Origin of the sequence: Flavobacterium granuli (assembly GCF_031456055.1) — a bacterium.
Taxonomy (GTDB): domain Bacteria; phylum Bacteroidota; class Bacteroidia; order Flavobacteriales; family Flavobacteriaceae; genus Flavobacterium; species Flavobacterium granuli_A.
Window position 1 is genome coordinate 118347 of the sequence record NZ_JAVDTX010000001.1, and the last position, 24555, is coordinate 142901.

Below are 24555 nucleotides of genomic sequence, written 5' to 3' on the forward strand. Positions count from 1 at the left end.
AAAATAATAAACCATGGAACAAGCATTTAACTTTGAAACCATTAGTGAGTACAATGCTTTTAATAATCACGAGACATTACATCCTTTGGTTAGTGTAATTGATTTTTCAAAAGCAAAAGAAAGAACTGGTTCTAGAATGAACTTTGAACTTTACTGTGTATTTTTAAAACAAGTAAACTGTGGCGATTTAAAATACGGTCGTAATTATTATGACTATCAGGAAGGAACCTTAGTTTTCATATCTCCTGGTCAAGTTATTGATGTAGAAAACAAAATAGATTATTATCAACCAATGGGACATGGATTGGTTTTTCATCCTGATTTAATTCGGGGTACATCGCTTGCAAAAAGCATTCATGATTACAACTTTTTCAGCTACAATACCAGCGAAGCATTGCATTTGTCCGAACGTGAAAAGCAACTTGTATTGGATACTTTTGCAAAAATTGAGTTTGAATTAAAACAATCCATTGACAAGCATAGCAAAAAACTTATTGCTTCAAATATTGAGTTGTTTTTGAATTATTGCGAACGATTTTATGATCGTCAATTTATTACCAGAGATAATGCCAATAAAGGAATTGTTGAAAAATTTGAAAAATTACTGACTAACTATTTTTCCTCAGATAAACCTCAAAATATTGGATTACCATCCGTTGCCTATTACGCTGGTGAACTTAATTTATCAGCCAATTATTTTGGTGATCTAATTAAAAAAGAAACTGGAAAGTCAGCGCAGGAATACATTCAAAATAAAATTATCGAGATCGCCAAAGACAAAATATTTGGCACATCTAAAACCATCAATGAAGTAGCCTATGAATTGGGATTTAAATATCCACAACACTTCACTCGTTTTTTCAAACAACATGTAGGCAATACGCCTAATGAATATAGGGTCTTAAATTAGAAAATTATTAAGATTTTAATTTTGTAGAGACCGGACTTTATTTTGTATAAAATCAAAAAAAGTCCAAACTCAAAGTCACCTCAGACTGTACACCTAGCAAAACTGTAGATTCTCCTACTAAAAACACTCGAGCTCCTATCTAGTTAGTTTTTCATAAATATTCAATTATTTTAATTGCAAAACCCCTTTAATGCAGAAATCGCGTGAAGGATGAAAGCGGCATCTCCCGATTTAGAAAAACAAGGCTTTTTTGCCGTAGTTTTTGTTAATCGGGAATACAGCGGACAGCCTGACCCCGCTAGAGCAGAAATATCCCTAGTTATCAAAAATGTTCTAGAGCGGGGACACGCCCATATTCAACTACGTATTTATTTGGAATTCGAACTGCAATAATTAAAAATGATTCTATTTTAGAAAAAAAATAAAAAATTAAGTATTTAAATTAAGTATTTATACGTAAGTTTGCGTAGTAATACTTAATTAAATGATTATGATTAATGTGATAGTAGTCGGAAACGGCATGGTAGGTTATAAATTTTGCGAGAAATTCATATCGAAATCTGGGCAAGAAAATTATCAAATTACAGTATTTGGAGAAGAACCAAGACGCGCTTATGACAGAGTTCACTTGAGTGAATACTTTGCAGGTAAGTCCGCTGATGATCTGTCTCTTTCAACTACATCTTGGTATAAAGAGAATAATATCATACTTAATACTTCGGAGTTAATTACAGACATTAATAGAGAGCAAAAAACAATACATACGCACTTAGAAAAAACATATGAGTATGATTACTTAGTTTTGGCTACAGGTTCTGCAGCTTTTGTACCTCCAATTGATGGGGTAGAAAAAGAAGGAGTTTTTGTTTACAGAACCATAGAGGACTTAGATGCCATTATGAGTTATGCAAAAAAAATAAAAGCCAATGGCGCTACCGAAGCCGCTGTTCTTGGAGGTGGATTATTAGGATTGGAAGCTGCAAAAGCAGTACGTGATTTAGGATTAAACCCTCACGTAGTTGAATTTGCACCTCGATTGATGCCAAGACAATTAGACAAAGGAGCCAGTGATATGCTTCAATCAAAAATAGAAGAACTTAACATTGGCATTCATCTTAATAAAGCAACACAATACATCGCTGGTGAAGAAAGTATAAAAGGGATGATGTTTGCAGATGATGAATTGTTAAATGTGGATATGTTGGTTATATCGGCTGGGATTAAACCTCGCGACGAACTCGGGAGAGTCTCTGGACTTGAAGTAGGCGTTAGAGGCGGAATCGTAGTTAATAATAAAATGCAAACATCAGATCCTAATATCTATGCGATTGGTGAAGTTGCCTTATACAATCAAATGATTTACGGCCTTGTAGCTCCAGGATACGAAATGGCAGATGTTGCTGCAGAGCAAATCCTGAATGGTGATAAAACGATGAGAGAAACCATTGATATGTCTACTCAATTGAAATTGATTGGAGTTGAAGTGGCAAGTTTTGGTGATCCATTTATCGAAAATGAAAATGTTACCGGCATTGTTTATGAGAATAAATTCAGTGGTATTTACAAAAGAATCAATGTCAGCAAAGACGGAAAAACACTTTTAGGCGGAATCCTTGTAGGAGATTCATCAGACTATAACGCTTTGTTTCAAATTTACGCCAACGCAATGGCTTTACCCGCAAATCCAGAAGATTTAATTCTAGGTTCTCGTGGCGGTGAAGGATCAACTCTAGGAAGTGTAACCGACTTACCAGACACAGCAGTAATCTGTTCTTGTGAAAACGTAACCAAAGGCGCTCTTTGTTGCTCGCTTATTGACGGAACAGCAACTACTCTATCTGATGTCGTGAAATTGACAAAAGCAACAACAGGCTGCGGTGGTTGTAAACCAATGGTTGTGGACATCGTAAAAGCCACCCAAAAATCACTTGGAAAAGAAATCAAGGAAACCATTTGCGAGCACTTTAATTACAACAGACAAGAATTATTTGACATTGTCAAAATCAATAAATACACTAATTATTACGAAGTAATTGATCATCACGGAAATGGTGATGGTTGTGAAGTTTGTAAGCCAGTAGTCGCTTCAATTTTCTCCAGTATCTACAACGATACGGCGAACAAACACGTTACCACTCAAGATACCAATGACCGATTCCTAGCCAATATTCAAAGGAACGGAACTTACTCAGTAGTCCCAAGGGTTGCTGGTGGCGAAATCACTGCCGAAAAACTGATTGTAATCGGTGAAGTGGCCAAACAATTTGATTTATACACCAAAATTACTGGAGCGCAACGTGTCGATTTATTCGGCGCACACTTAGATGACCTGCCAAAAATCTGGAAAACATTAATCGACAATGGTTTTGAAAGTGGTCATGCTTACGGAAAATCATTAAGAGCTGTCAAAAGTTGTGTTGGTAACACTTGGTGTCGTTACGGAATGGACGACAGTGCTGGTTTTGCAATTGAACTTGAAAATCGTTACAAAGGTATCCGTGCACCACACAAAATAAAAGGCGGAGTTTCGGCTTGTATTCGTGAATGTGCAGAGGCTAGAGGAAAAGATTTTGGTTTAATCGCCGTTGAAGGCGGTTGGAATCTTTACATCTGCGGAAACGGTGGTGCCAACCCAAAACACGCCGTTTTATTGGCCGAACAAATCGACAAAGCAACAGTTATTAAATACTTAGACCGTTTCTTGATGTATTATATCCGCACTGCGGGTCCATTGGTGAGAACTGCTACTTGGCTTGACAAACTGGAAGGCGGATTGGATTACCTGAAAGAAGTAATCATATTTGACCGCCTGGGAATCTGCGAAGCTCTTGAAACCGAAATGGAATCTCTTGTTGGCACTTTCGAGTGTGAGTGGAAACAAGTATTGGAAAAACCAAGATTATTGAAACGTTTCAGCCACTTTGTTAATACAGATGAGAAAGACGACAACATTGCATTTGTTCCGTTAAGAGAACAAAAAATGCCTAGACCTTGGTAAAACACAACCCGAGCGAAGCGAACAGGCGAAGCAATTGCACCAATTAAAAAAATAAAATAATATTTCTAATCTTGGCTTCACTAATCTGCGAGTGGGGCTGGGATCAGAAAACAAAACTAAATCCCATGGAAGAACTATTAAGCCAATACGAGACCGTAAACCTAAGTGCAGTAAAAATTTGGTTCAAAGCTGGAAGCATCAAAGATTTTCCAAGTAATAGAGGCGGTTGTATCAAATACAAAAACAAGCAAATTGCTATTTTCAACTTCGAAAGAAGAAACGAATGGTACGCTTGCCAAAATGCCTGCCCACACAAAATGGAAATGGTTTTATCCAGAGGTATGACTGGTTCTGCTGATGGAGTACCAAAAATTGCCTGTCCGATGCACAAAAAAACCTTTTCATTGGTCGATGGTTCCAACCTAAACGGTGAAGATTACAAAATCGCAACTTATCCAGTAAAAGTCGAAGGAGATGAAGTATTCGTTGGGTTTTTAGAATAATGTATGTATCTTTGAATATATACTATTCCAAATGAAAACTATCCCCTTCTTAAACGCCAGCGCGTGGATTGATTCCGAAAACGAAGCCGATCCAAACAGCGAAATTTACCAAGACGTAACCTATCCAAAAGAGTTATTATATTCTGAAAGAATGTATGAAAGGCTAATCGCTTTTCAGCCAGATGCTTCGGAAGCCGTACAAATAGCAGCCAAAGCTCAACATATTTGCCGTTGGAAAATAGCAAGAGAATCCTATCCTATGGATCGTGTGGGATATTTGAAATGGCGAGAAGATTTAAAAAAATTCCACGCCAAAATGACTGCCGATATCTTAAAAAAGGCAGGTTACGAAGATGATTTCATTGACCGCGTTTCTTTTTTGATTGAAAAAAAATTACTTAAAAAAGATGAGGAAACTCAGCTGTTGGAAGATGTTATTTGTTTAGTGTTTCTAGAATTTTATTTGGATCCTTTTGTCCACAAACACGACACCGAAAAACTGAAAAACATTATTTTGAAAACTTGGAATAAAATGTCGGAGAAAGGACATCAGGAAGCATTAAAAATCAACTATACTCCAGAAAACCTTCAATTAATCAAAGATTCTTTGGGATTGTAGATTACTCTTTAAAATTGGTAACTAAAAAACTGAAACTCAAGTCTAAAAAACAGTTACGGTCTTCTATATGAAAAAAAAATCCAAAGTCTCTTTAGATAAAATTTCATTTATAAAATTAAGGCGAATGTATCTATTCGCCTTAGTTACGATTGCCGTAGCCATACTTTTGAGCCAGCTCCTCATTCAATACAACTTAAACAACCAGCTAAGCGATTCCAAAATAATAAACATTTCTGGGAAGCAAAGAATGCTCAGCCAAAAATTGACTAAGGAGATTTTGATTCTTAATTTCATTACTGATTCTTTGCAAAAAAAGAAACAAATCGATAAAGTTTCAGAGACTATATCCGAATGGAAATCCAATCATTATTCCTTGGCAAACGGAAATGACAGCTTGGGTTTTTCTAAAGAAAAAAATCCCATTCTAACCCAATATTTCGAAAATATAAAGCCGAATTTCGATAGCTTGCTTAAGGCAAGCAGTACTTTTTTGGAAAACAAAAAACAAAACATAAACGAAGAGGAAAACCTAAAACTGGTTCAGACCATACTTGAAAATGAAACAGTTTTTCTTTCGGAAATGAACCAAATTGTTGGCGAATATGATAAAGAAGCACTCGAGAAAGTAACCCTTCAAAGCAAAACGGAATATGCCATTCTAGCCTTTACCTTATTGGTTTTATTGTTGGAATTTATATTCATTTTCAAACCCACCAACAAAAAAGTGGAATCGTTAATTTCTAACCTCTTATCTTCGGAAAGAAAAGCTATAAAACTAGCACAAGACACCGAAATCATCAGTGAAGCCAAAGAAAACTCCGTAAAAGAATTAAAGTCGCTCAATTATGCGATGGAAAATACTCTACTCTATTGCAGAATTGCCACCGACGGAACCATCATTCACATTGGCGAGAAATTCTCCAAACTAATACAATACAATCCTTTCCTTTCGGATAAAAAATTTGGACAAGTGCTGACTCCAGTTGAAAAGGAACAACTCTTCATTGACCGTATCGTACTCGAAAACCACCGCAGAGGCTGGCAAGGAGAATTGAACATCACCACACGGAATGAACAATCACTTTGGCTAGATTTATCGATGGTACCAGTTACTATAAAAAAAGACGAATCGGAACTATTGATTATATGTTTTGATATTACCGAACGTAAAAAAGCAGTTCAAGAAGTGGAACGCTTGAATACAGCCAATGTTGCCGACAAACTGAGCCAGCAAAAAGTAATTTCGAGCAAGATTGTCGAAAACCAAGAAAACGAGCAAAACCGAATCGCAAGAGAAATTCATGATGGAATTGGACAAATGCTAACGGGATTAAAATTTAGTCTCGAAAGCATCAATCTGGATGACAAAGAAAAATCAACCGTAAAAATAGAATACCTAAAAAAACTGACTCTTGACATCATCAAAGGAGTTCGTACCGCGACTTTCAATTTGATGCCTCCAGAACTGAGCGACCACGGAATCAATTCGGCTCTTGCCAAACTTACTTTGGAACTTTCAAAACTTACTGGGAAAAATATTCTCTTTTACAACAAAACCGATTTCAATAGCCGATTAGATTCTTTAATCGAAATCAATATTTACCGATTGACACAGGAAGCCATCAACAATGCGATCAAATATGCCGACTCTACTCATATTATAGTACAACTTTCGCATAGCTCAACTCTATTGAGCATCACTATTGACGACAACGGAAAAGGATTTGACATTAATGCTGTCGAAAAAAAGAGAAACAGTGAATCCGGGATGGGAATGCTCTTTATGAAAGAAAGAATCCAATACATCAACGGTCGCGTTTTCTTCAATTCTATTCCAAATGAAGGAACTAGGATTACGTTTAATGTTCCAATATAAAATTTCAATATCAATGGCAATTTCAATGGCAAAAGTCAATGGTAATTTTAATAAGAATATCAATTTCTTAAAATTGCTTCACCTGTTCGCTAACGATCGACTCCAAATTTCAAACTTTAACTTCAAATTTATCGGTTTTGTAACGATTATTTGCACCTGTCACCGCCTAGTTTGTCATTTATGACAATATTGAGGTTAAATCGTTTCTGAATCCTATTTAGTTTATTTACAATGTTTTGAAATTGATATTCTTATTAAAATTACCATTGACTTTTGCCATTGTCATTGAAATTGTCATTGAATATTTTTTTTCCTTAGAATTTCAAAAAATACGTATCTTAGCATCTAAATTAGATGAATATACTTAAAGAGTAATAAGTACCGTATGAGTGATAAAATTCGAGTAATTCTTGCAGACGACCACGTATTTGTGAGAGATGGCATAAAATCTTTATTAGAAAACGAAGCAAACATCACTGTTGTAGGCGAAGCTACAGACGGACTGGAAGCCTTATCTTTAATAGACAGTTTCCAACCAGATTTACTTATTCTTGATATTCGGATGCCAAATATGACTGGTATTGAAGTCGTAGAGCAACTTAGAAGCAAAAACAATTTGGTAAAAATTGTAATGCTTTCGATGCATGAATCTGAAGAATACGTATTGAAATCTATCCAAGCCGGTGCAGACGGATATTTACTTAAAGGATCTAGCAAAGAAGAATTCTTAAAAGCTCTTCATACCGTTGCAAATGGAGGAAAATATTTTAGTGGTGACATTTCTTCCATATTAATTAATCAACTGACCAATCCCACACTTTCTTCAGAACCTAAACAATCTTTAGGAGAAGATCAGATAATTACCAAAAGGGAAAAAGAAATCCTAAAACTTTTATTGACAGGTAAAGGAAACAAGGAAATTGCAGAAGCCTTGGACATCAGCAAAAGAACAGCCGAAGTACACCGTTTCAATCTGATGAAAAAATTGAAAGTAAAAAACTTGATGGAACTTTCCAATAAAGCTTCGGAGTATTCGCTTCTTTAGAGACGCTAAGACTCTAAGTTACTGAGATTCTAAGACTTTTTTAAAGGTTAAAGGTTTAAAAAATATCGACGCTAGATCAGTACTTAGTGATTTGGCGTTTCCTATTTTAAAAACTTAGCAACTCAGCTTCTCAGCAACTTAGTTACTTTAATTAAAACATACGTATAAATACTTAATTATTTTTCAAAAACTGCGTAAACGCAGTTTTTTTTTAGAACATACTACTTAGTTTTGTATAAAAATAACAAGTATTATGTCAACTACAAACTCCCTCTCACAATCGCACCGCATTTTGTTTTTAAACACATTAGCTTTTACGGTGTGCTTCGCCTGTTGGACTCTCAATGGGGTTCTTGTCACTTTTTTGGTAGATAACGGAATCTTCAAATGGGATGTAGTCCAAGTAGGATGGCTTTTAGGGATTCCGATTTTAACGGGATCTGTAATGCGTTTACCAATAGGTATGCTAACCGATAAATTTGGTGGTAAATACGTATTCACTTTATTACTTCTGCTCTGTTCCATTCCTTTGTTCCTATTACCTTTCGCAGATAGCTTTTTCATGTTTGCATTGCTAAGTTTTTTTTTCGGTATGGTTGGAACCAGTTTTGCAGTTGGTATTGGTTTCACTTCTATTTGGTATCCAAAAGAATGGCAAGGAAGAGCATTGGGTATTTTTGGTATGGGAAATGCCGGTGCTGCTATCACTACGTTTTTGGCACCTTCCCTATTGAATGAATTTTCTATTTCCGATCCACAAAACGGCTGGAAAATGTTACCTGTTATATATGGTATAGCATTGCTGGTGATTGGAGTTATTTTTTTAATTTTTACCAAAAACAAAAAAAATGAAACCCAAACCAAGAGTGTACCCCAAATGCTACAATCTTTAAAATGCACAAGAGTTTGGAGATTTGGGGCTTACTATTTCTTGGTCTTTGGATGTTTCGTTGCCTATTCACAATGGTTATTACCGAACTTTATGAATGTATATCAAACGAGTTTGGTTATGGGGGGGGTATTTGCAACGATGTTCAGCTTGCCATCAGGGGTGATTCGTGCCTTTGGAGGATTTTTATCGGATAGATTCGGGGCAAGAAAAGTAATGTATTGGGTATTGAGTTCCTCAGTAATCCTAAGTGCCTTATTAATGATACCAAAAATGGACATCACCACCTCAGGCCCCGGCATTATGGCAACCAAAAAAGGAATCATAACTGCAGTTTCGAATACACTTGTGAAAGTGGGAGAAAAAGAATTTCCGATTATTACAAAAGTGAATAAACCTATTGAAAACACCATATTCCCAACCCGTAATTCTTGGCAACAAGTGATTGTTGCCGAAAATCAGGAAGTAAAGAAAAAAGAGCTTATTGCCAAAGGCGTTACTGCCATTCATTTTAGCGCCAATATGTGGGTATATCTAGTACTAGTCATCCTTATCGGGATTTCATGGGGAATTGGTAAAGCAGCTGTTTACAAACACATCCCAGAGTATTTCCCTACCGAAGTGGGAGTTGTGGGCGGAATGGTTGGAATGATTGGTGGTCTTGGTGGTTTCTTTGGGCCAATCATCTTCGGTTATTTATTGACTGCCACTGGAATTTGGTCTAGTTCTTGGATTTTTATATTACTGTTCTCAGCAGTTTGCTTGATATGGATGCACGTAACGGTAACCAAAATGATGAACGAAAAACAGCCAATCCTTTCCAAAGAAATGGATCGAAAATAATAATTTCCTTTTAATTACTTCTGTATAGCCACTCCCAAAAATTGCCATTTTGGGAGTGGCTTTTTTTATTAAGCTTCTAAGTTCTAAATTTTGTAAAAAAATAAATATCAGTCTCTAATACCACACAATACTCCCAATTCATCAAAAAAGGGAACCGATTTTTACCATTCTAATTTTATTCGGCTAAACATTAAAATAAAATCAACTTTATACGTATTAATACTTATTTATTACTTATTTTTGTTTGTGTTATATCATCTAAATGATAATACAAGACTACTTTATAAACAAAGACATACCTAATGCAAAATACAGAAATCAAAACTACGTGTTCCTATTGTGGAGTAGGATGCGGAATTATTGTAAAAAATGATTCTAAAAATGGAGTGACGGTTACCGGCGACAAAGACCATCCCGTGAACAGAGGAATGCTTTGTTCTAAAGGGATGAATTTGCATTATGTAGTAAATGATACTTCAGACAGAATACTGTATCCCGAAATGAGATGGAGCAAATCGCATCCAAAAGAAAGAGTCAGCTGGGACACCGCTCTTGATCGCGCTTCAGCTGTTTTTTCTTCAATTATAAAAAAACACGGACCAGATAGTGTTGGATTTTATATCTCGGGACAATGTCTGACCGAAGAATATTACTTGGTAAATAAATTGGTTAAAGGTTTCCTGAAAACCAACAATATAGACACCAATTCAAGACTTTGTATGAGCTCGGCCGTCGCGGGTTACAAAAAAACTTTTGGCGAGGACTCTGTTCCTATCGCTTATGCAGATATCGAACTTGCCGATACTTTCCTGATAACGGGAGCGAATCCTGCATTTTGTCACCCGATTCTGTTCAGACGAATAGAACAACACAAGGAGAAAAACCCAAAAATAAAAATCATTGTTGTCGATCCGAGACGTACAGACTCTGCTATCGCAGCCGATTTACACTTACAGATACTTCCAGGAACTGATATTGTTTTGTACCACGCCATCGGGAGACGTTTAATTGAAAAAGGATACGTTGATTCGGATTTCGTTCGAAACCATACCGAAAATTATCAGGCTTACAAAGAAATGGTAATGGGTAGTTCTTATGAAAAAGCATCCAAATTGTGTGGTGTTTCCGTAAGTGACATTCATTTGGCTGCCGATATTATTGGCAAAGCCAAAGGGTTTATATCCATGTGGGCTATGGGATTGAACCAAAGCGCCATTGGGGTTGATAAAAACACAGCCTTACTTAATCTTTCATTGATAACCGGACAAGTTGGGAAGCCAGGTTCTGGGCCTTTCTCATTGACAGGACAACCCAATGCAATGGGAGGTCGCGAAGTAGGCGGAATGGCTAATTTATTGGCTGTTCACAAAGAATTAAGCAATCCTGAACATCGCAAGGAAGTAGCTTCTTTTTGGGGAGTCGATTCCATTTCTGAAAAACCGGGATTGACTGCAACCGAAATGTTTGACGCCTTAGAATCAGGAAAAATGAAAGCGATTTGGATTATCTGCACCAATCCGATGGTGAGTTTACCAGATGCCAGAAGAGTTGAAAAAGCATTGGCGAATGCTAAATTTGTAGTTGTTCAGGACATCTCCCATAATGCCGATACCGCCAAGTTTGCCGATTTATTGTTACCTGCCGCAGGATGGTTGGAAAAAGAAGGGACAATGACCAACTCGGAGCGACGTATTTCCTATTTGCCAAAAGGAATAAATGCCCCAGGGGAAGCCTTATCGGATGTGGAAATCTTGCTGAACTTTGCCAAAAAAATGAAATTCTCTGGTTTCAACTTCAACAACACTGAAGCTATTTATAAAGAATACTGCCTAATGACCAAAGGCACAAATATTGATGTTTCCTATTTAAATTATTCCCGACTAAAAAACGAAGGCACTTTCCAATGGCCTGTTCCAGATTACGGACATCCGGGAACACCTCGATTATTTGCCGATAAAAAGTTCTTTACGCCTTCGCAAAAAGCTATTTTCAATATTCCAACGAGTATTGAGAACACATCAGAACTACCTTCAGAAAAATATCCATTTATATTGACTACGGGACGAATTCGCGATCAATGGCACACTATGACCAAAACCGGTAAAGTGTCCCGATTAATGACGCATACTCCTAGCCCAGTACTGGAAATCAACCCAATCGATGCGTACAAAACCAAAATAAAAAATGGTGACATTGTTGTAGTAAGCAGTAAAAATGGTGAAGTTCGGGTGAAAGCAAAAGTGACCGACACTATCAAAGAAGGCGTTTTATTTTTACCGATGCACTGGGGGAAACAATTGGACAACGATTTAAATAGAACCAATAATCTTACCAACACCATTGTCGATCCGATTTCGAAAGAGCCTGATTTTAAATATACAATTGTTGCTGTAAAAAAATATGTAAAACCGTTTCAAAAAATTGCCGTTGTTGGCGCCGGAGCTGCTGCTTTCCGTTTTATTCAAAATTACAGGGAAATCAATACTACCGATGAGATAATCGTTTTCTCAAATGAGGAAAACCCATTCTACAATCGTGTTCTGTTGCCGGAATATGTGACTGGAGAATTTACTTGGGAAAGTCTTTTGAAAATAAAGAGCGATGGTATGAGCCAATTGAATATCACGATGAAATCGGGTGTGGCAATTGAAAACGTAAGTACTAACGACAAAACCATAACCGACTGCCGAGGCACCGTTCATCAATTTGATATGTTGATTATGGCAACCGGAAGTCGCCCTTTTATCCCAGAAAATGCACAATTACATCTTCCAGGACGCTTTACCATCAGAAAGAAAACCGATGCAGACAAATTAAAATATTATCTGGATGGCACCAATTTACCCGCCGAAGAACAACACGTAGTGATTGTGGGTGGTGGATTACTGGGGCTGGAACTGGCTGCAGCCCTTAAACACAAAAAAGTCAAAATTACAATTATACAAAGGGCTTCCCGATTGATGGAACGTCAATTGGACAGAATCTCAAGTAAGTTATTGGCCGAAGAAGTACAGCAAAGAGATATTCAAATTTATTTTGATAATGAAGTAAGTACCGTTTTTGAAACCGATAATGCAAACGAATTGGAAATCGCCCTAAAAAGTGGTCGAATCATTACCGCCAATGCCATTGTTTACACTATTGGAACCATTCCAAACATAGAATTAGCCAAGGAAACAGGACTAGCTTGTGGACGTGGCGTAAAAGTCAATCAGTACTTGCAAACCTCCCATCCCGATGTATTTGCGATAGGCGAAATTGCCGAATTCAACAACCAATTATTCGGAATCACTTCTGCTGCTGAAGAACAAGCCGATGTTTTGGCTAATTTCATTGCTGGTGATATTAGCAGTTTTTACAAAGGATCGGTTCTGATGAATATCCTAAAATTGGAAGACATTAATCTTTGTTCTATTGGTGAAATCGAAGTGCCCGAAAATGACGATTCCTACGAAGAAATTGTTTTTGCAGACTTAGGAAAACGCTATTATAAAAAATGTATCGTCAAGAACGATTTACTCATTGGAGCCATCCTAATGGGTGACAAAAATGAGTTTGCCGAATTCAAAACAATGATTGAAAGCAAAATCGAATTGGCTGATAAACGAAACACACTATTAAGAGGAAGTGGCTCTGAAGCCAAGCCCGTAATTGGAAAGCTCGTTTGTTCTTGCAGTCAAGTAGGAAGAGGAAATATAGAAGAATGCATTAAAAGTGGCGTTACTAATTTTACTGAACTTTGTAAAACTACCGGAGCAGGACTCGGCTGTGGCAGTTGCAAAACTGAGGTGAAGGAGATATTGGCGAAGGTGAAGTAGGTTGCAGATTACAGATTGCAGAAGGCAGGTTTTAGATAGCAGATTGCAGATTTTAGAAAATAGAGTATAGATAACTATAATTCAAAGAAAATGGAATTAACAAGACTCATAGTAAAAGGCGGGGTAATATCTCCGGGGGAATTACGAGAAATTGTAAATATGGCGTTGGAGCAAGGTCTTGAAGCCCTCTCTTTTGGTTCCAGACAAGACATTATATTTCCAAAAGGATTCAAAAATAGCACTCCCGAAAAAATTGGAAAACATCATTTTGTTTTACCCAACGAAAAAAGCGGCAACAACATCGTTTCCTCCTACGTATCGACCGATATTTTCAGGAATACGCCTTGGCTGACCGGAAACAAATTCCTTTACATATTGGAACAATTCAAGGAACAGCCAAAACTCAAGGTCAACATAACCGACCCAAAACAACAGCTCGTTCCACTATTCACGGGACATATTAACTTTATAGCTTCGCATCACGAAGACTATTGGTTTCTATATGTTCGCTTGCCAAAATGGGACAAAATGGAACTTTTCCCTGTATTAATTTATAGTTGGGACATAGGCAAAATCTACTACGAAATCGAAAAAACACTACAAGAAGAACCAGATACTGTCGATATGATTTTCCAACTCCTCGGCGATTTGGACACCAATAACAGAACCATCGACCAGCCTCTAAACATTCCGTTTTACCCCTTCCCCTATTACGAAGGAATGAACAGACTTGGCATCGACCAATATTGGCTCGGACTCTACTGGCGCAACAATCTCTACGACTTGGAATTCCTAAAAGAAATGTGTGATTTATGTTTCGACTGCAAAATCGGAAAAATATGTATCACCCCTTGGAAATCCTTCATCGTGAAAGGAATCCCCAAAGACCGCAAACTCGACTGGGAAAAATTCCTTGGCAAAAAAGGAATAAACGTGCGCCACTCACTACTGGAACTCAACTGGCACTTGCCCGTGGCAATGGAATGGGCTTTGAATCTCAAAACTTTTCTGGTGCGCACCCTCGATCAGTTCGACATCAGCACATACGGACTCACCTTCGGGCTATCCGACTATAATCGGGACGGCCATTATTTCACCTCGGTAGTTATCGAAAAAAATGAATCGCCAAAGGACCTCGAATCAATCAAAATCCGAGATACTTTCAACATTTTGTATGCCAAAAATTTTGACCCCAACACCAAGGAATACATCGTACACGCGCAGGATGTAGACAAGCTTGAACTTCCCAATATCCTTATTGAATTGAGTAAAAAATACTTTAGTGAACTAGGAAACAGCGTACTTGAATTTGAAAACACCAGTGCCAAAAAAGAAATCAAAGCACAAGACATTCATCAATGTCCAGAATGCTTAACAGTCTATAACTCGGATTACGGCGATGTAATTCAAGGCATCGAAAAAGGCACACTCTTCCAAGATCTCCCCGAAGATTACTGCTGTTCGTTATGTGAAGCCCAAAAAAGCAGCTTCATTCCATTGACAGAAACCACAGTATAAACCAATCATTTAGTTCATTTACTTCATCAGTTCGCTAAAACTCGTTTGGGCAAGTCACCATAAAGAAAATGGGCCAACTCATCTATTGTGGTGAGTCGGCCCATTTCCTTTATGCTGTCAGGCTGTCCGCGTTACTTCGGTAACTTGCTTCCATCCTTCTCGCGGCTTGACTGCTTTAATCCAATTCAGTAAAAAAAACACATCTAAAAAGCTGTCAGATGCAGTAAAGTTAGTGCCCTTTGAAACAATGTAAATATATGTTATTGTGATATTTGCGTCCGTCGTAATGATATTTGCAAGACAAAATCATTTTAATAAACAGAAATTATACCCTTTAGTATTGTAATTATTATTTTCTACATTTGAAAAAAGTAAAACGTGATACTTATCACACAAAACTACCCAGATTAGGATGGATAGATGTGATTTTGTAACACATGTATACAAGTTTCCTGCACGTTAAAAACACAACACAATGAATAAAACATTAATATTAGTTCTGACAATATTCTGTCTTACAGAAGTAGCTGGGCAAAAGAAAAATTTCCCACAAGACCCACAAGACGCTAAATTTGAAACTTCCGACATTCAGAATTTTTGGAAAGCTTTTGATTCGATTCAATATGCTAATGGAAATCCTTTTGAAACCTATATCAAAAATGGGACAATAGGACTTCAAGGGTTTATCCCCAATAGAATAATTAGTGCGGACTCTCTACTAAATATGGTAAAAAGAAGAAAACAAGATTATGAAAAAATAAGGGGAATTGAAATCAAAATCAAGGAACAAGAAAAACGGATTAAACCCTATTTCTATGCGCTAGAGTATTGGTACCCAAATGCAGTTTATCCACCAGTCTATTTTGTCGTTGGACGTTTCAATAGCGGAGGAACTTCCTCTGAAAATGGACTATTAATCGGGGCTGAAAAACTGACAAGTTTAGACCATCTTCCTGAGTTAGTAATTCACGAATCTATTCATTTCCAACAAAAATGGCCAAAAGGAGGAAAAACTAATTTGCTTCAACAATCTATACTCGAAGGAATGGCTGATTTTATTGCAGAATTAGCTACCGGAATAAAAGGAAATCAAGAAGCGAGCAAATACGGAAATGAACACAAAAAAGAATTATGCAGAGAATTTGCAGAACGAATGTATCGAGATGACACTCAAGATTGGCTTTATGGAACTAGCGGAAAAGATAATCGACCAAACGATTTAGGATATTGGATAGGTTACGAAATCGTAAAAACCTATTTTGACAAAGCGGATAATAAAAAATTAGCCGTCGATCATATTTTAAACATAGAAGATTATGACAGATTTTTAAAAGAAAGTGGCTATTTAGAAAAATATATAAAATAATCCTCATTAGTACTCGTTTGCGACGAGCACAAGAAGGAATATACAGATTATTAGAATTTAAATATTAATGTCTCAAAAATCAGAAGATTGAACTATTTTAACACCTTAATATTTTACGTATGAACAAGCTATTAATCTCCATTATATTCATTCTTTTTCAAATATCAGCAACGTCTCAGGTCAATATATCTGAGAATAAAGTAGTTTAAACATTTGATGATACAGTCAACAATTCAATATTCGGAAATGACGAAGCAATTGAAAAATGGCTAAAGATTAATAAAGTATCAGCGTTGGGAATAGGCGTTATAAGTGATGGCAAATTAACACAGAGAAAAGTGTAAGGTGAATTGAAAAAGGATGTCACTGCTCCTTTCAATACGATATTCAATGTTGCTTCTCTTACAAAACCTATTGTAAGTATGCTTACTCTAAAACTAGTGAGTAGCAGAAAATTAAAACTGGATGAACCACTGTACAAATATTTTGTAAATTCATACCTTTAAAAATTATGAATTATGCGAATCAGTTACTATTTACTTTGTTCTATTTTAATTTGCTGTTCATGTTCAAAAAATAAAACAGCAAATGAAACTAAGTCTGTTTCCAATAACTATAGTTGCACCACACCTGAAGTAACAGACAAAAACTGGTATTCCTCGGGTAAAAAGGCTCCTTTATTTAAAGGGTTAGATGGTCTTCATTTTGCTATTTCGACAAAAAACACAGAAGTCCAAAAATTTTTCAATCAGGGACTAATGCTTTCCTTTGGGTTTAATCATGCGGAAGCTGCCCGCTCCTTTTTTGAGATTACACTACAAGAACCTAAATGTGCTATGGGTTGGTGGGGGTTTGCCTATGTTCTTGGCCCAAATTACAATGCCGGAATGGAGAAAGATAATTTTCTAAGAGCTTACGAAGCTGTAAAAAAGGCAAAATTATATTCGACCTCTTGCTCTGAAAAAGAAAAGGATTTGATTGATGCCTTAACATATCGCTATTCCAACGACACTACTATTGTTCGTTCTGTACTCGATTCATCTTATGCCGTCGCTATGCGCAAAGTGTATAAAAAATATCCAAAAGATGTAACTGTAGGCGCGCTGTTTGCAGAATCATTAATGAACTTGCATCCCTGGAATTTATGGAATAAAGACGGAACACCTCAGCCTTGGACACCTGAAATAATAGCTTTGCTCAAAAAATGTATACAATTGGAACCAAAACATGCCGGTGCAAACCATTTTTATATACATGCCGAAGAAATGTCACATAAGCCCGAAAATGCAGAAGCCAGTGCCGACTTACTTCGTGATTTGGTTCCGGGTTCGGGGCATTTACTACACATGCCATCACATATTTATATAAGAAACGGGCGTTATCATGATGGTGTCACAACCAATCTAAAAGCAGTTGAAACTGACAGTTCCTATGTGGATGCCTGCCATGCCCAAGGAGCGTATCCCCTCGCCTATTACCCCCATAATTATCACTTCATTGCGGCTTGTGCCACACTTAGCGGAGAAAGTAAAGTTGCCCTCAAAGGTTCGCACGCAACAGCCGACCACGCACACAAAAAATTATTGCTAGATCCAGCGTGGGCCACTTTACAACATTATTATTCAATTCCCTGGTACGTGGAGACAAAACTTGGTTTATGGGCAGCTATCCTGAAATCTTCTGCCCCTGCAAAAGAATTGGAATATCCATCGGTAGTTTGGCATTATGCACAAGGAATGGCAATGCTTTCTAAAAATCAACCAGCCGAAGCAAAAAAACATCTTGCCTCGATGAGAAAAATAATGGTCAATCCCAAGATAAAAGATTTGACAATTTGGAATATTAACCGTGTATATGACTTATGCGAAATAGCCTCAAAAACTTTGGAAGGAGAAATTAATGCCTACGAAAAAAATTATACCAAGGCAATTTCACTTTTGAAGGAAGCTGTCGCAAAAGAAAACGCACTAAATTATAATGAACCGCCGGATTGGTTTTTCTCTGTTCGCCATCATTTAGGTGCTGTTTTGATTGATGCAGGGAAATATAAAGATGCCGTAAAAATATATGAAGAAGATTTAAAGAACTACCGCAATAACGGTTGGGCCTTAAAAGGACTAATGAATGCCTACGAAAAGCTTGGCGATAAGAAAAGATACGAAGAAACAAAGATTCGCTTTAACGAAGCTTGGAAATATGCTGATATTCAAATTACGTCTTCAAGGATATTATGAAACCTTTATGACTATCTAATTATATGATCCGTCTTGCAAACGAGCAACAGGATGAGAACTTGGTTAAACCAAAAAATAATACTAATTTAGTCCCAAGCCCTTATTTGATGGCTATTTAACCAAACAGGATTATGCTAAAAAAAGGATTATGGATTGTATTAGTAGTATTTGCAATTGTAATTGGACTCTATCCAAGTATTTATTTTTTGATAGACAGGAAATTTGGATTATTAAGTTCAAAATCTGCTGAGTTATTGACAGATACTTTTTGGAACATAAGTTTTTATATTCATATAATTTTAGGAGGAGTTGCTTTACTCATCGGATGGACACAATTCAGTTCAAAAATCAGGAAATGGAACCTTACTTTACATAAGCAAATTGGCAAAATTTATCTCGCTTCGGTTATTCTTAGCTCAATAACAGGTATCTATATTGCCTTCTTTGCAACTGGTGGATTTGTATGTTCCTTAGGCTTTATTTGTTTAGGAATTATTTGGTTTTACACAACTTTAAAAGCTTATTTATACATCAAAGACAAACAAATTGAACAACATCAAAAGATGATGGTTTATAGTTATGCTGCTTGTTTTGCTGCCGTAACATTAAGAATATGGCTTCCACTTTTGACAATGATTTATGGTGATTTTGTAAAGGCCTATATTATGGTAGCTTGGCTATGTTGGATTCCAAATTTAATTTTTGCAAGTCTAATAACAAGACGGTTTGCTGTTCAAAAAACATAAAAATTATTTACGTGTAATTTTCATATTTAAAAACAAAAAATCAATCTTTGTGGTCACGAATTACACCCGAGTGACAGCGAATAAACGAAGTGAATTAGCGCTATCTGAGGAGCAGAAACAGATGAATATCCAATCACAAAATTCTTTAAAAAATAATCGAAAAATGAATTTAAGACAATTTATATCAAGCATACTACTATTAGCATTGACAAGTACAACCGCAAATGCACAATTCAGCTTCGATTCCTATGCTTTGCAAAATGTAAATATCATTGATGTAAACACGAACAATATACTTTATGATTATACCATTGTAGTCACCAAAAATAAAATTTATGACATCCTGCCTTCCAAAAAATATAAAGCCAATGATACCATTCAATCCTTTATACTAAAAGAAAAATTCGTAGTTCCTGGCTTAATTGATGCTCATGTCCATTTTGCAACAGATCCGACGGAGGAAAGAAGAGATAATGCAGAAAAGATACTTAAAGAAATGCTATTGACAGGCATTACTTCGGTTAGAGATATGGCTGGTGATTCGAGAGCATTGTCTAGTTTATCAAGAAATGCTTTAGTGGGTGATATCGTTGCTCCAAATATTTATTATTCCTCTTTAATGGCGGGTACAAAGTTTTTTTCCGACAAAAGAACTATTGCTACGGCTCAAGGAGGAGTTAGCGGAAAAATGCCCTACATGAAAGCAATTGATGACAATTCTAATATAGAATTAGAAGTCGCTCAAGCAAAAGGAACTGGTGCTCAAGGAATCAAGCTTTATGCAAGTTTAACAAAAGAACAGGTTCGGAAAATTGTTGCAGAAGCAAAAAAACAAGCCATTCCTGTATGGTCTCATGGGTCTTTGATTCCCGCTTTACCATCGGAGGTGATTACTTCCGGAGTAATTTCTATTTCCCATTCCGTAATGCTAATTGATGAAAAATATCAAAAAAGAGAGGACATTCCAGCAAACTGGAAAGGCGCTAGTGCTAAAGAAATGTCAGCCGAGTTTTGGGACAAAGAGTATAGTAAACTTGAACTCGATATATTATTTAAACTAATGAAACAACATGATGTTGTTCTGGATGCGACACTATCCGTTTATGAACAATATAAAAATTCGGAGAATGGTCATTGGCGATTTGAAATGGCAAAAAGAATTACCCGAGATGCCAATAAAATGGGTATTAAGGTTGCCGCAGGAAGCGATTCAGATCAGGCAACCTTCATACAGCATGAGATGAAACTATTGATCAATGAATCCGGTTTTACTCCTTTTCAGGCGATTATTTCTGCTACAAAACATTCTGCTCAAGCCTCAGGCATCCTTGATACGGAAGGAACAATTGAATTGGGTAAAAAAGCAAATTTCCTTTTTTTAAATTCGAATCCCATCGAGAATATTAATAATATAGATGACATTTTTTTGGTAATCAAAAATGGGAAGTTATATAATAAAAAATAGTGAAGCACAATTAGTGCTAAAAACCGAAAATATAAAACATAAAAATGACAAAGATTGCTTTAATAACAGGTGCAACTTCAGGAATTGGAAAAGCTACAGCAATTAAATTAGCTCAAAACGGATATAATTTAATAGTGTGCGGACGCCGTGCTGAGAAACTGGAAGAATTAAAAAATTCATTATCCAAGACTGTAAAAATTCACAGCTTGATATTTGATGTTCGAGATAGAGCAGCCGTTGAACTTCAAATTAATTCGTTGCCAAATGAATGGAAAAACATTGACGTTCTAGTGAATAGTGCCGGTAATGCCCACGGGCTCTCCTCTATCCAAAATGGAGATATTGATGATTGGGATGCAATGATTGACGGAAACGTAAAAGGGTTGTTATATGTTTCAAGAGCAATAATTCCGCAAATGGTGGAAAGGAAAAAAGGACATATCCTAAATTTGAGTTCGATTGCCGGAAAGCAAACCTATGCGAACGGTGCCGTTTATTGTGCTTCGAAAAAAGCAGTGGAAGCCATAAGCGAAGGAATGAGACTTGACTTAACCGAGCACGGAATAAAAATAACCAATATCGCGCCGGGCGCAGTGGCTACAGAATTCTCGGAAGTTCGATTCAAAGGAGATAAAGAAAAAGCGCAAAAAGTGTATGAGGGCTACGATCCATTATTAGCGGAAGATATAGCCGATTTTATATCTTATGCAGTCAACGCTCCAGATCGAGTAACCATTGCAGATGTAACAATATATTCTAAATCTCAATCTGCACCGACGACTATCTATAAAAAATAAAAAATATGGTAAACAAAAAAACTGTACTCGTTATAGGTATAGATCCGTCGTTAATTGATTTTACAACACCCGAATTTGCAGCAATGCCAGGTCTTACAGCTGAAAAGGTTGAAATGGGAATTAAAAATTCGGTCACTCAACTTAACGAAATTGGATATGATGCATATTTGTGCTGGACCGATTTTGGAGAAACAGCAATCGATGTTATTAAAAATCAATTGGAAGAAAAACATTTTGATTGTGTACTTATTGGTGCGGGAATCAGAAAACCTGAATCCAATTTTATATTTTTTGAAAAAGCAATCAATGCAATTATTGAATTTTCGCCTAAATCCAGAATCTGTTTTAATACAAATCCAATGGATACGGTGACTGCAGTTCAGCGCTGGGTGAATAATTAAATTAAAACCTTTATTTTTTTTTGAAAATATTCTAAAACTCGAAAAATTAAATCAGAAGCTTATAAAACAACCTCGTTTAAAAATAATTTAAACGAGGTTGTTCTTTTTATTATACTTTTTTAAGTATTGTTTTTACTAATACCAATAACTATATGAAAACAAAATAGATACAAAAAGCTTACAACTAACTAAAAAATCCATTTGATAATTTAATATAAAATCAACTATATTAGCAAACCTATTAATATCTATCACAAAAAAATAACAATTTATCAATAGCCACAACCAAGCTATTAATAGTTCTAAAAAAACAAAAAGCCCCCAAAAAATTTAATGAAAAGAATACTACTATCATCAATTGTTTTTGTTCTTACTATATCGAACTTATTCAGTCAAACAAAAGACACCATAACAGTCAATCAACTCTCAACCGTAACCATAGATGCTTTATTGCCAAGAAACACAATAACAAGACTTGATCCTGTTGTGGGCACCTATATTTTTTCGGGAAAGAAAAATGAGGTTATTTCACTTACTCAAATTGATGCAAACATTACCGATAAAACTGGAAGGCAAATTTTCGCCAAAGTACCAGGTGTTTTTGTCTATGATATGGATGGAACCGGAAACCAAATAAATATTTCTGCACGTGGACTTGACCCGCATAGAGGTTGGGAATTTAATATTCGTAAAGACGGGGTAATTACAAATTCTGATATGTACGGTTATCCTGCAAGTCATTACAGTGTGCCAATGGAGAGTATAGAACGTATTGAATTGGTTAGAGGTACTGGTTCTCTTCAATATGGTGCGCAATTTGGAGGTATGCTTAATTATGTATCTAAAGTAGCCGACACAACTAAAACATTCAATTTTGAAAGCTTTAATACTGTTGGTTCTTTCAACTTAATAAGCTCGTATAATGCTATAAATGGAAAAATTGGCAAGCTAAAATATTACGCCTATTTCTCAAAAAAATCTCGAGATGGCTATCGTGATATTGAACATACCGATTACGATGCCGAAGGAATGACGCTTACTTATGACCCAACTAAAAAATTATCTCTTCGTTTGGAATGGGCTAGATCAAATTATGAATATCGAATTCCGGGGCCATTAACTGATGAAATGTTTACCAATGACCCAACTCAAGCAACAAGGACAAGAAATTATTTTAATCCTACTATTAATATTCCATCATTTATCCTAAACTGGCAAATCAAGAATAATACAAAATTACAATTTACTTCATCGGCTGTGATTGGCTCAAGAAACAGTGTTTTATTTGATAAACCAGCAAATATTGTTGACGCAATAAATCCAGTAACATTGGAATATGCAAACCGACAAGTTGATATTGATAAATTCAATAGTTTCACAAATGAATTGAGATTACTTCACCAATATAAATTAGGCAAGAATATCAGTTCTCTCGCAACTGGTGTTCAATATATGAATAATGATTTGCACAGAAGACAATTAGGAAAAGGAACTACTGGATCTGATTATGACCTAACACTTGTTGACCCTAATTGGGGAAGGGATATGCATTTTAAAACCAAAAATGTAGCATTATTTGCAGAAAACAACTTTGTCATACTGCCAAATTTATCAGTTAATTTAGGCTCAAGAATTGAAATTGGCGAAAGCAAAATGTCTGGAACAATTAACTATTATCCAGAAAATAAAATCCCTGTAAACATAAGTCATAACTATCCTTTGTTTGGAACCAGTTTTAGTTACAAGCCAATAAATTTTATTGAATTGTATGGAGGTATTTCTCAAGTATACAGACCTGTAATTTTCAAAGATATCATTCCAGCTTCTCTATATGAAAAAGTAGATGAGAATATTAAGGATGTAGATGGTTACAATGCAGAATTTGGTTTTAGAGGAAATTGGAAATCTTTTAAGTATGACATTACCGGGTTTTTACTACAATACAACAATCGTTTTGGAACTTTGGCATTAACTGACGAGGCCGGAACATTTTATACTTACAGAACTAATATTGGAAATTCATTAACCAAGGGAGTTGAACTATTTATTGAAAAAGGCTGGTTTTTAAATACAAAAACAGAATTATCATTATTTACCTCAACTTCATTTATGGACGGCCGTTATACATCTGGAACTGTAAAAAACGGAACTACAAACGTAAATATTGAAGGTAATAAAATTGAAAGCGTACCTAACACAATTTCTAGAAATGGAATTACAATACGCTATTCTAAAATAAGTGTATCGGGGCTTTATAGCTATACTTCCGAAAGTTATGCCGATGCATTAAACACAGAAACACCAAGTACAAATGGTGCTGTTGGAATAGTTCCTTCGTATGGAATATTTGACCTAAATTCAACAATAAAAATCAATAATAAATTTGAAATAAAAGCAAGTCTGAATAACATTTTTGACAACCAATATTTCACAAAACGTCCTTTATTTTACCCTGGCCCAGGAGTTTGGTCCTCTGACGGCAGAAATGGATCAATTTCATTTATCATAAGAATATAATAGAAAGTCA

At 36.1% G+C, this 24555-nt stretch carries 18 protein-coding genes; all 18 read left to right on the forward strand.

What is annotated here, in order from left to right:
• Positions 1–13 precede the first annotated feature (13 nt).
• The 18 genes from J2W95_RS00530 to J2W95_RS00615 all read left to right on the forward strand — a co-directional run bounded on the left by J2W95_RS00530 (position 14) and on the right by J2W95_RS00615 (position 24545).
• Positions 14–910, forward strand: a complete 897-nt coding sequence (locus J2W95_RS00530; protein ID WP_310002830.1) for a helix-turn-helix domain-containing protein — start codon at positions 14–16, stop codon at positions 908–910.
• 210 nt (positions 911–1120) lie between these two features.
• The gene (locus J2W95_RS00535; RefSeq protein WP_310002832.1) at positions 1121–1303 is read left to right on the forward strand and encodes a hypothetical protein; all 183 of its coding nucleotides are present in this window, start codon (positions 1121–1123) and stop codon (positions 1301–1303) included.
• Positions 1304–1400: 97 nt separating this feature from the next.
• On the forward strand, positions 1401–3908 hold the full coding sequence (nirB, locus tag J2W95_RS00540) for a nitrite reductase large subunit NirB (RefSeq protein ID WP_310002835.1): 2508 nt from the start codon (positions 1401–1403) through the stop codon (positions 3906–3908).
• 125 nt (positions 3909–4033) lie between these two features.
• The gene (gene nirD / locus J2W95_RS00545) at positions 4034–4411 is read left to right on the forward strand and encodes a nitrite reductase small subunit NirD (RefSeq protein ID WP_310002837.1); all 378 of its coding nucleotides are present in this window, start codon (positions 4034–4036) and stop codon (positions 4409–4411) included.
• Positions 4412–4442: 31 nt separating this feature from the next.
• Complete coding sequence (locus tag J2W95_RS00550) at positions 4443–5030, forward strand: DUF4202 domain-containing protein (RefSeq protein ID WP_310002839.1); 588 nt, start codon at positions 4443–4445, stop codon at positions 5028–5030.
• 124 nt (positions 5031–5154) lie between these two features.
• A complete protein-coding gene (locus J2W95_RS00555) occupies positions 5155–6906 on the forward strand; it encodes a type IV pili methyl-accepting chemotaxis transducer N-terminal domain-containing protein (RefSeq protein ID WP_310002841.1) in 1752 nt (583 codons plus the stop codon).
• A 385-nt stretch (positions 6907–7291) separates the two neighbouring features.
• Entirely contained in the window at positions 7292–7951 is a 660-nt protein-coding gene (locus J2W95_RS00560; RefSeq protein WP_310002844.1) for a response regulator, read from the forward strand.
• 253 nt (positions 7952–8204) lie between these two features.
• A complete protein-coding gene (locus tag J2W95_RS00565) occupies positions 8205–9683 on the forward strand; it encodes an MFS transporter (protein WP_310002847.1) in 1479 nt (492 codons plus the stop codon).
• Between the two features lie 302 nt (positions 9684–9985).
• On the forward strand, positions 9986–13501 hold the full coding sequence (locus J2W95_RS00570; protein WP_310002849.1) for a molybdopterin-dependent oxidoreductase: 3516 nt from the start codon (positions 9986–9988) through the stop codon (positions 13499–13501).
• A gap of 90 nt (positions 13502–13591) precedes the next feature.
• Positions 13592–15019 carry a rubredoxin gene (locus J2W95_RS00575; protein ID WP_310002851.1) on the forward strand — a complete coding sequence of 476 codons (1428 nt, stop codon included), beginning with the start codon at positions 13592–13594 and terminating at the stop codon, positions 15017–15019.
• Between the two features lie 475 nt (positions 15020–15494).
• On the forward strand, positions 15495–16385 hold the full coding sequence (locus tag J2W95_RS00580; RefSeq protein ID WP_310002853.1) for a gliding motility protein GldB-related protein: 891 nt from the start codon (positions 15495–15497) through the stop codon (positions 16383–16385).
• Between the two features lie 350 nt (positions 16386–16735).
• The gene (locus J2W95_RS00585; protein ID WP_310002855.1) at positions 16736–16891 is read left to right on the forward strand and encodes a serine hydrolase; all 156 of its coding nucleotides are present in this window, start codon (positions 16736–16738) and stop codon (positions 16889–16891) included.
• 12 nt (positions 16892–16903) lie between these two features.
• A complete protein-coding gene (locus tag J2W95_RS00590) occupies positions 16904–18619 on the forward strand; it encodes a tetratricopeptide repeat protein (RefSeq protein ID WP_310002857.1) in 1716 nt (571 codons plus the stop codon).
• A gap of 131 nt (positions 18620–18750) precedes the next feature.
• Positions 18751–19365, forward strand: a complete 615-nt coding sequence (locus J2W95_RS00595; RefSeq protein WP_310002859.1) for a DUF2306 domain-containing protein — start codon at positions 18751–18753, stop codon at positions 19363–19365.
• A gap of 163 nt (positions 19366–19528) precedes the next feature.
• The gene (locus J2W95_RS00600) at positions 19529–20830 is read left to right on the forward strand and encodes an amidohydrolase family protein (RefSeq protein ID WP_310002861.1); all 1302 of its coding nucleotides are present in this window, start codon (positions 19529–19531) and stop codon (positions 20828–20830) included.
• Positions 20831–20874: 44 nt separating this feature from the next.
• Positions 20875–21627: an SDR family NAD(P)-dependent oxidoreductase gene (locus J2W95_RS00605; protein ID WP_310002863.1), complete on the forward strand. Its 753-nt coding sequence runs from the start codon at positions 20875–20877 to the stop codon at positions 21625–21627.
• A 5-nt stretch (positions 21628–21632) separates the two neighbouring features.
• Positions 21633–22028: a hypothetical protein gene (locus J2W95_RS00610; protein WP_310002865.1), complete on the forward strand. Its 396-nt coding sequence runs from the start codon at positions 21633–21635 to the stop codon at positions 22026–22028.
• A 333-nt stretch (positions 22029–22361) separates the two neighbouring features.
• Entirely contained in the window at positions 22362–24545 is a 2184-nt protein-coding gene (locus J2W95_RS00615; protein WP_310002868.1) for a TonB-dependent receptor family protein, read from the forward strand.
• Positions 24546–24555 lie beyond the last annotated feature (10 nt).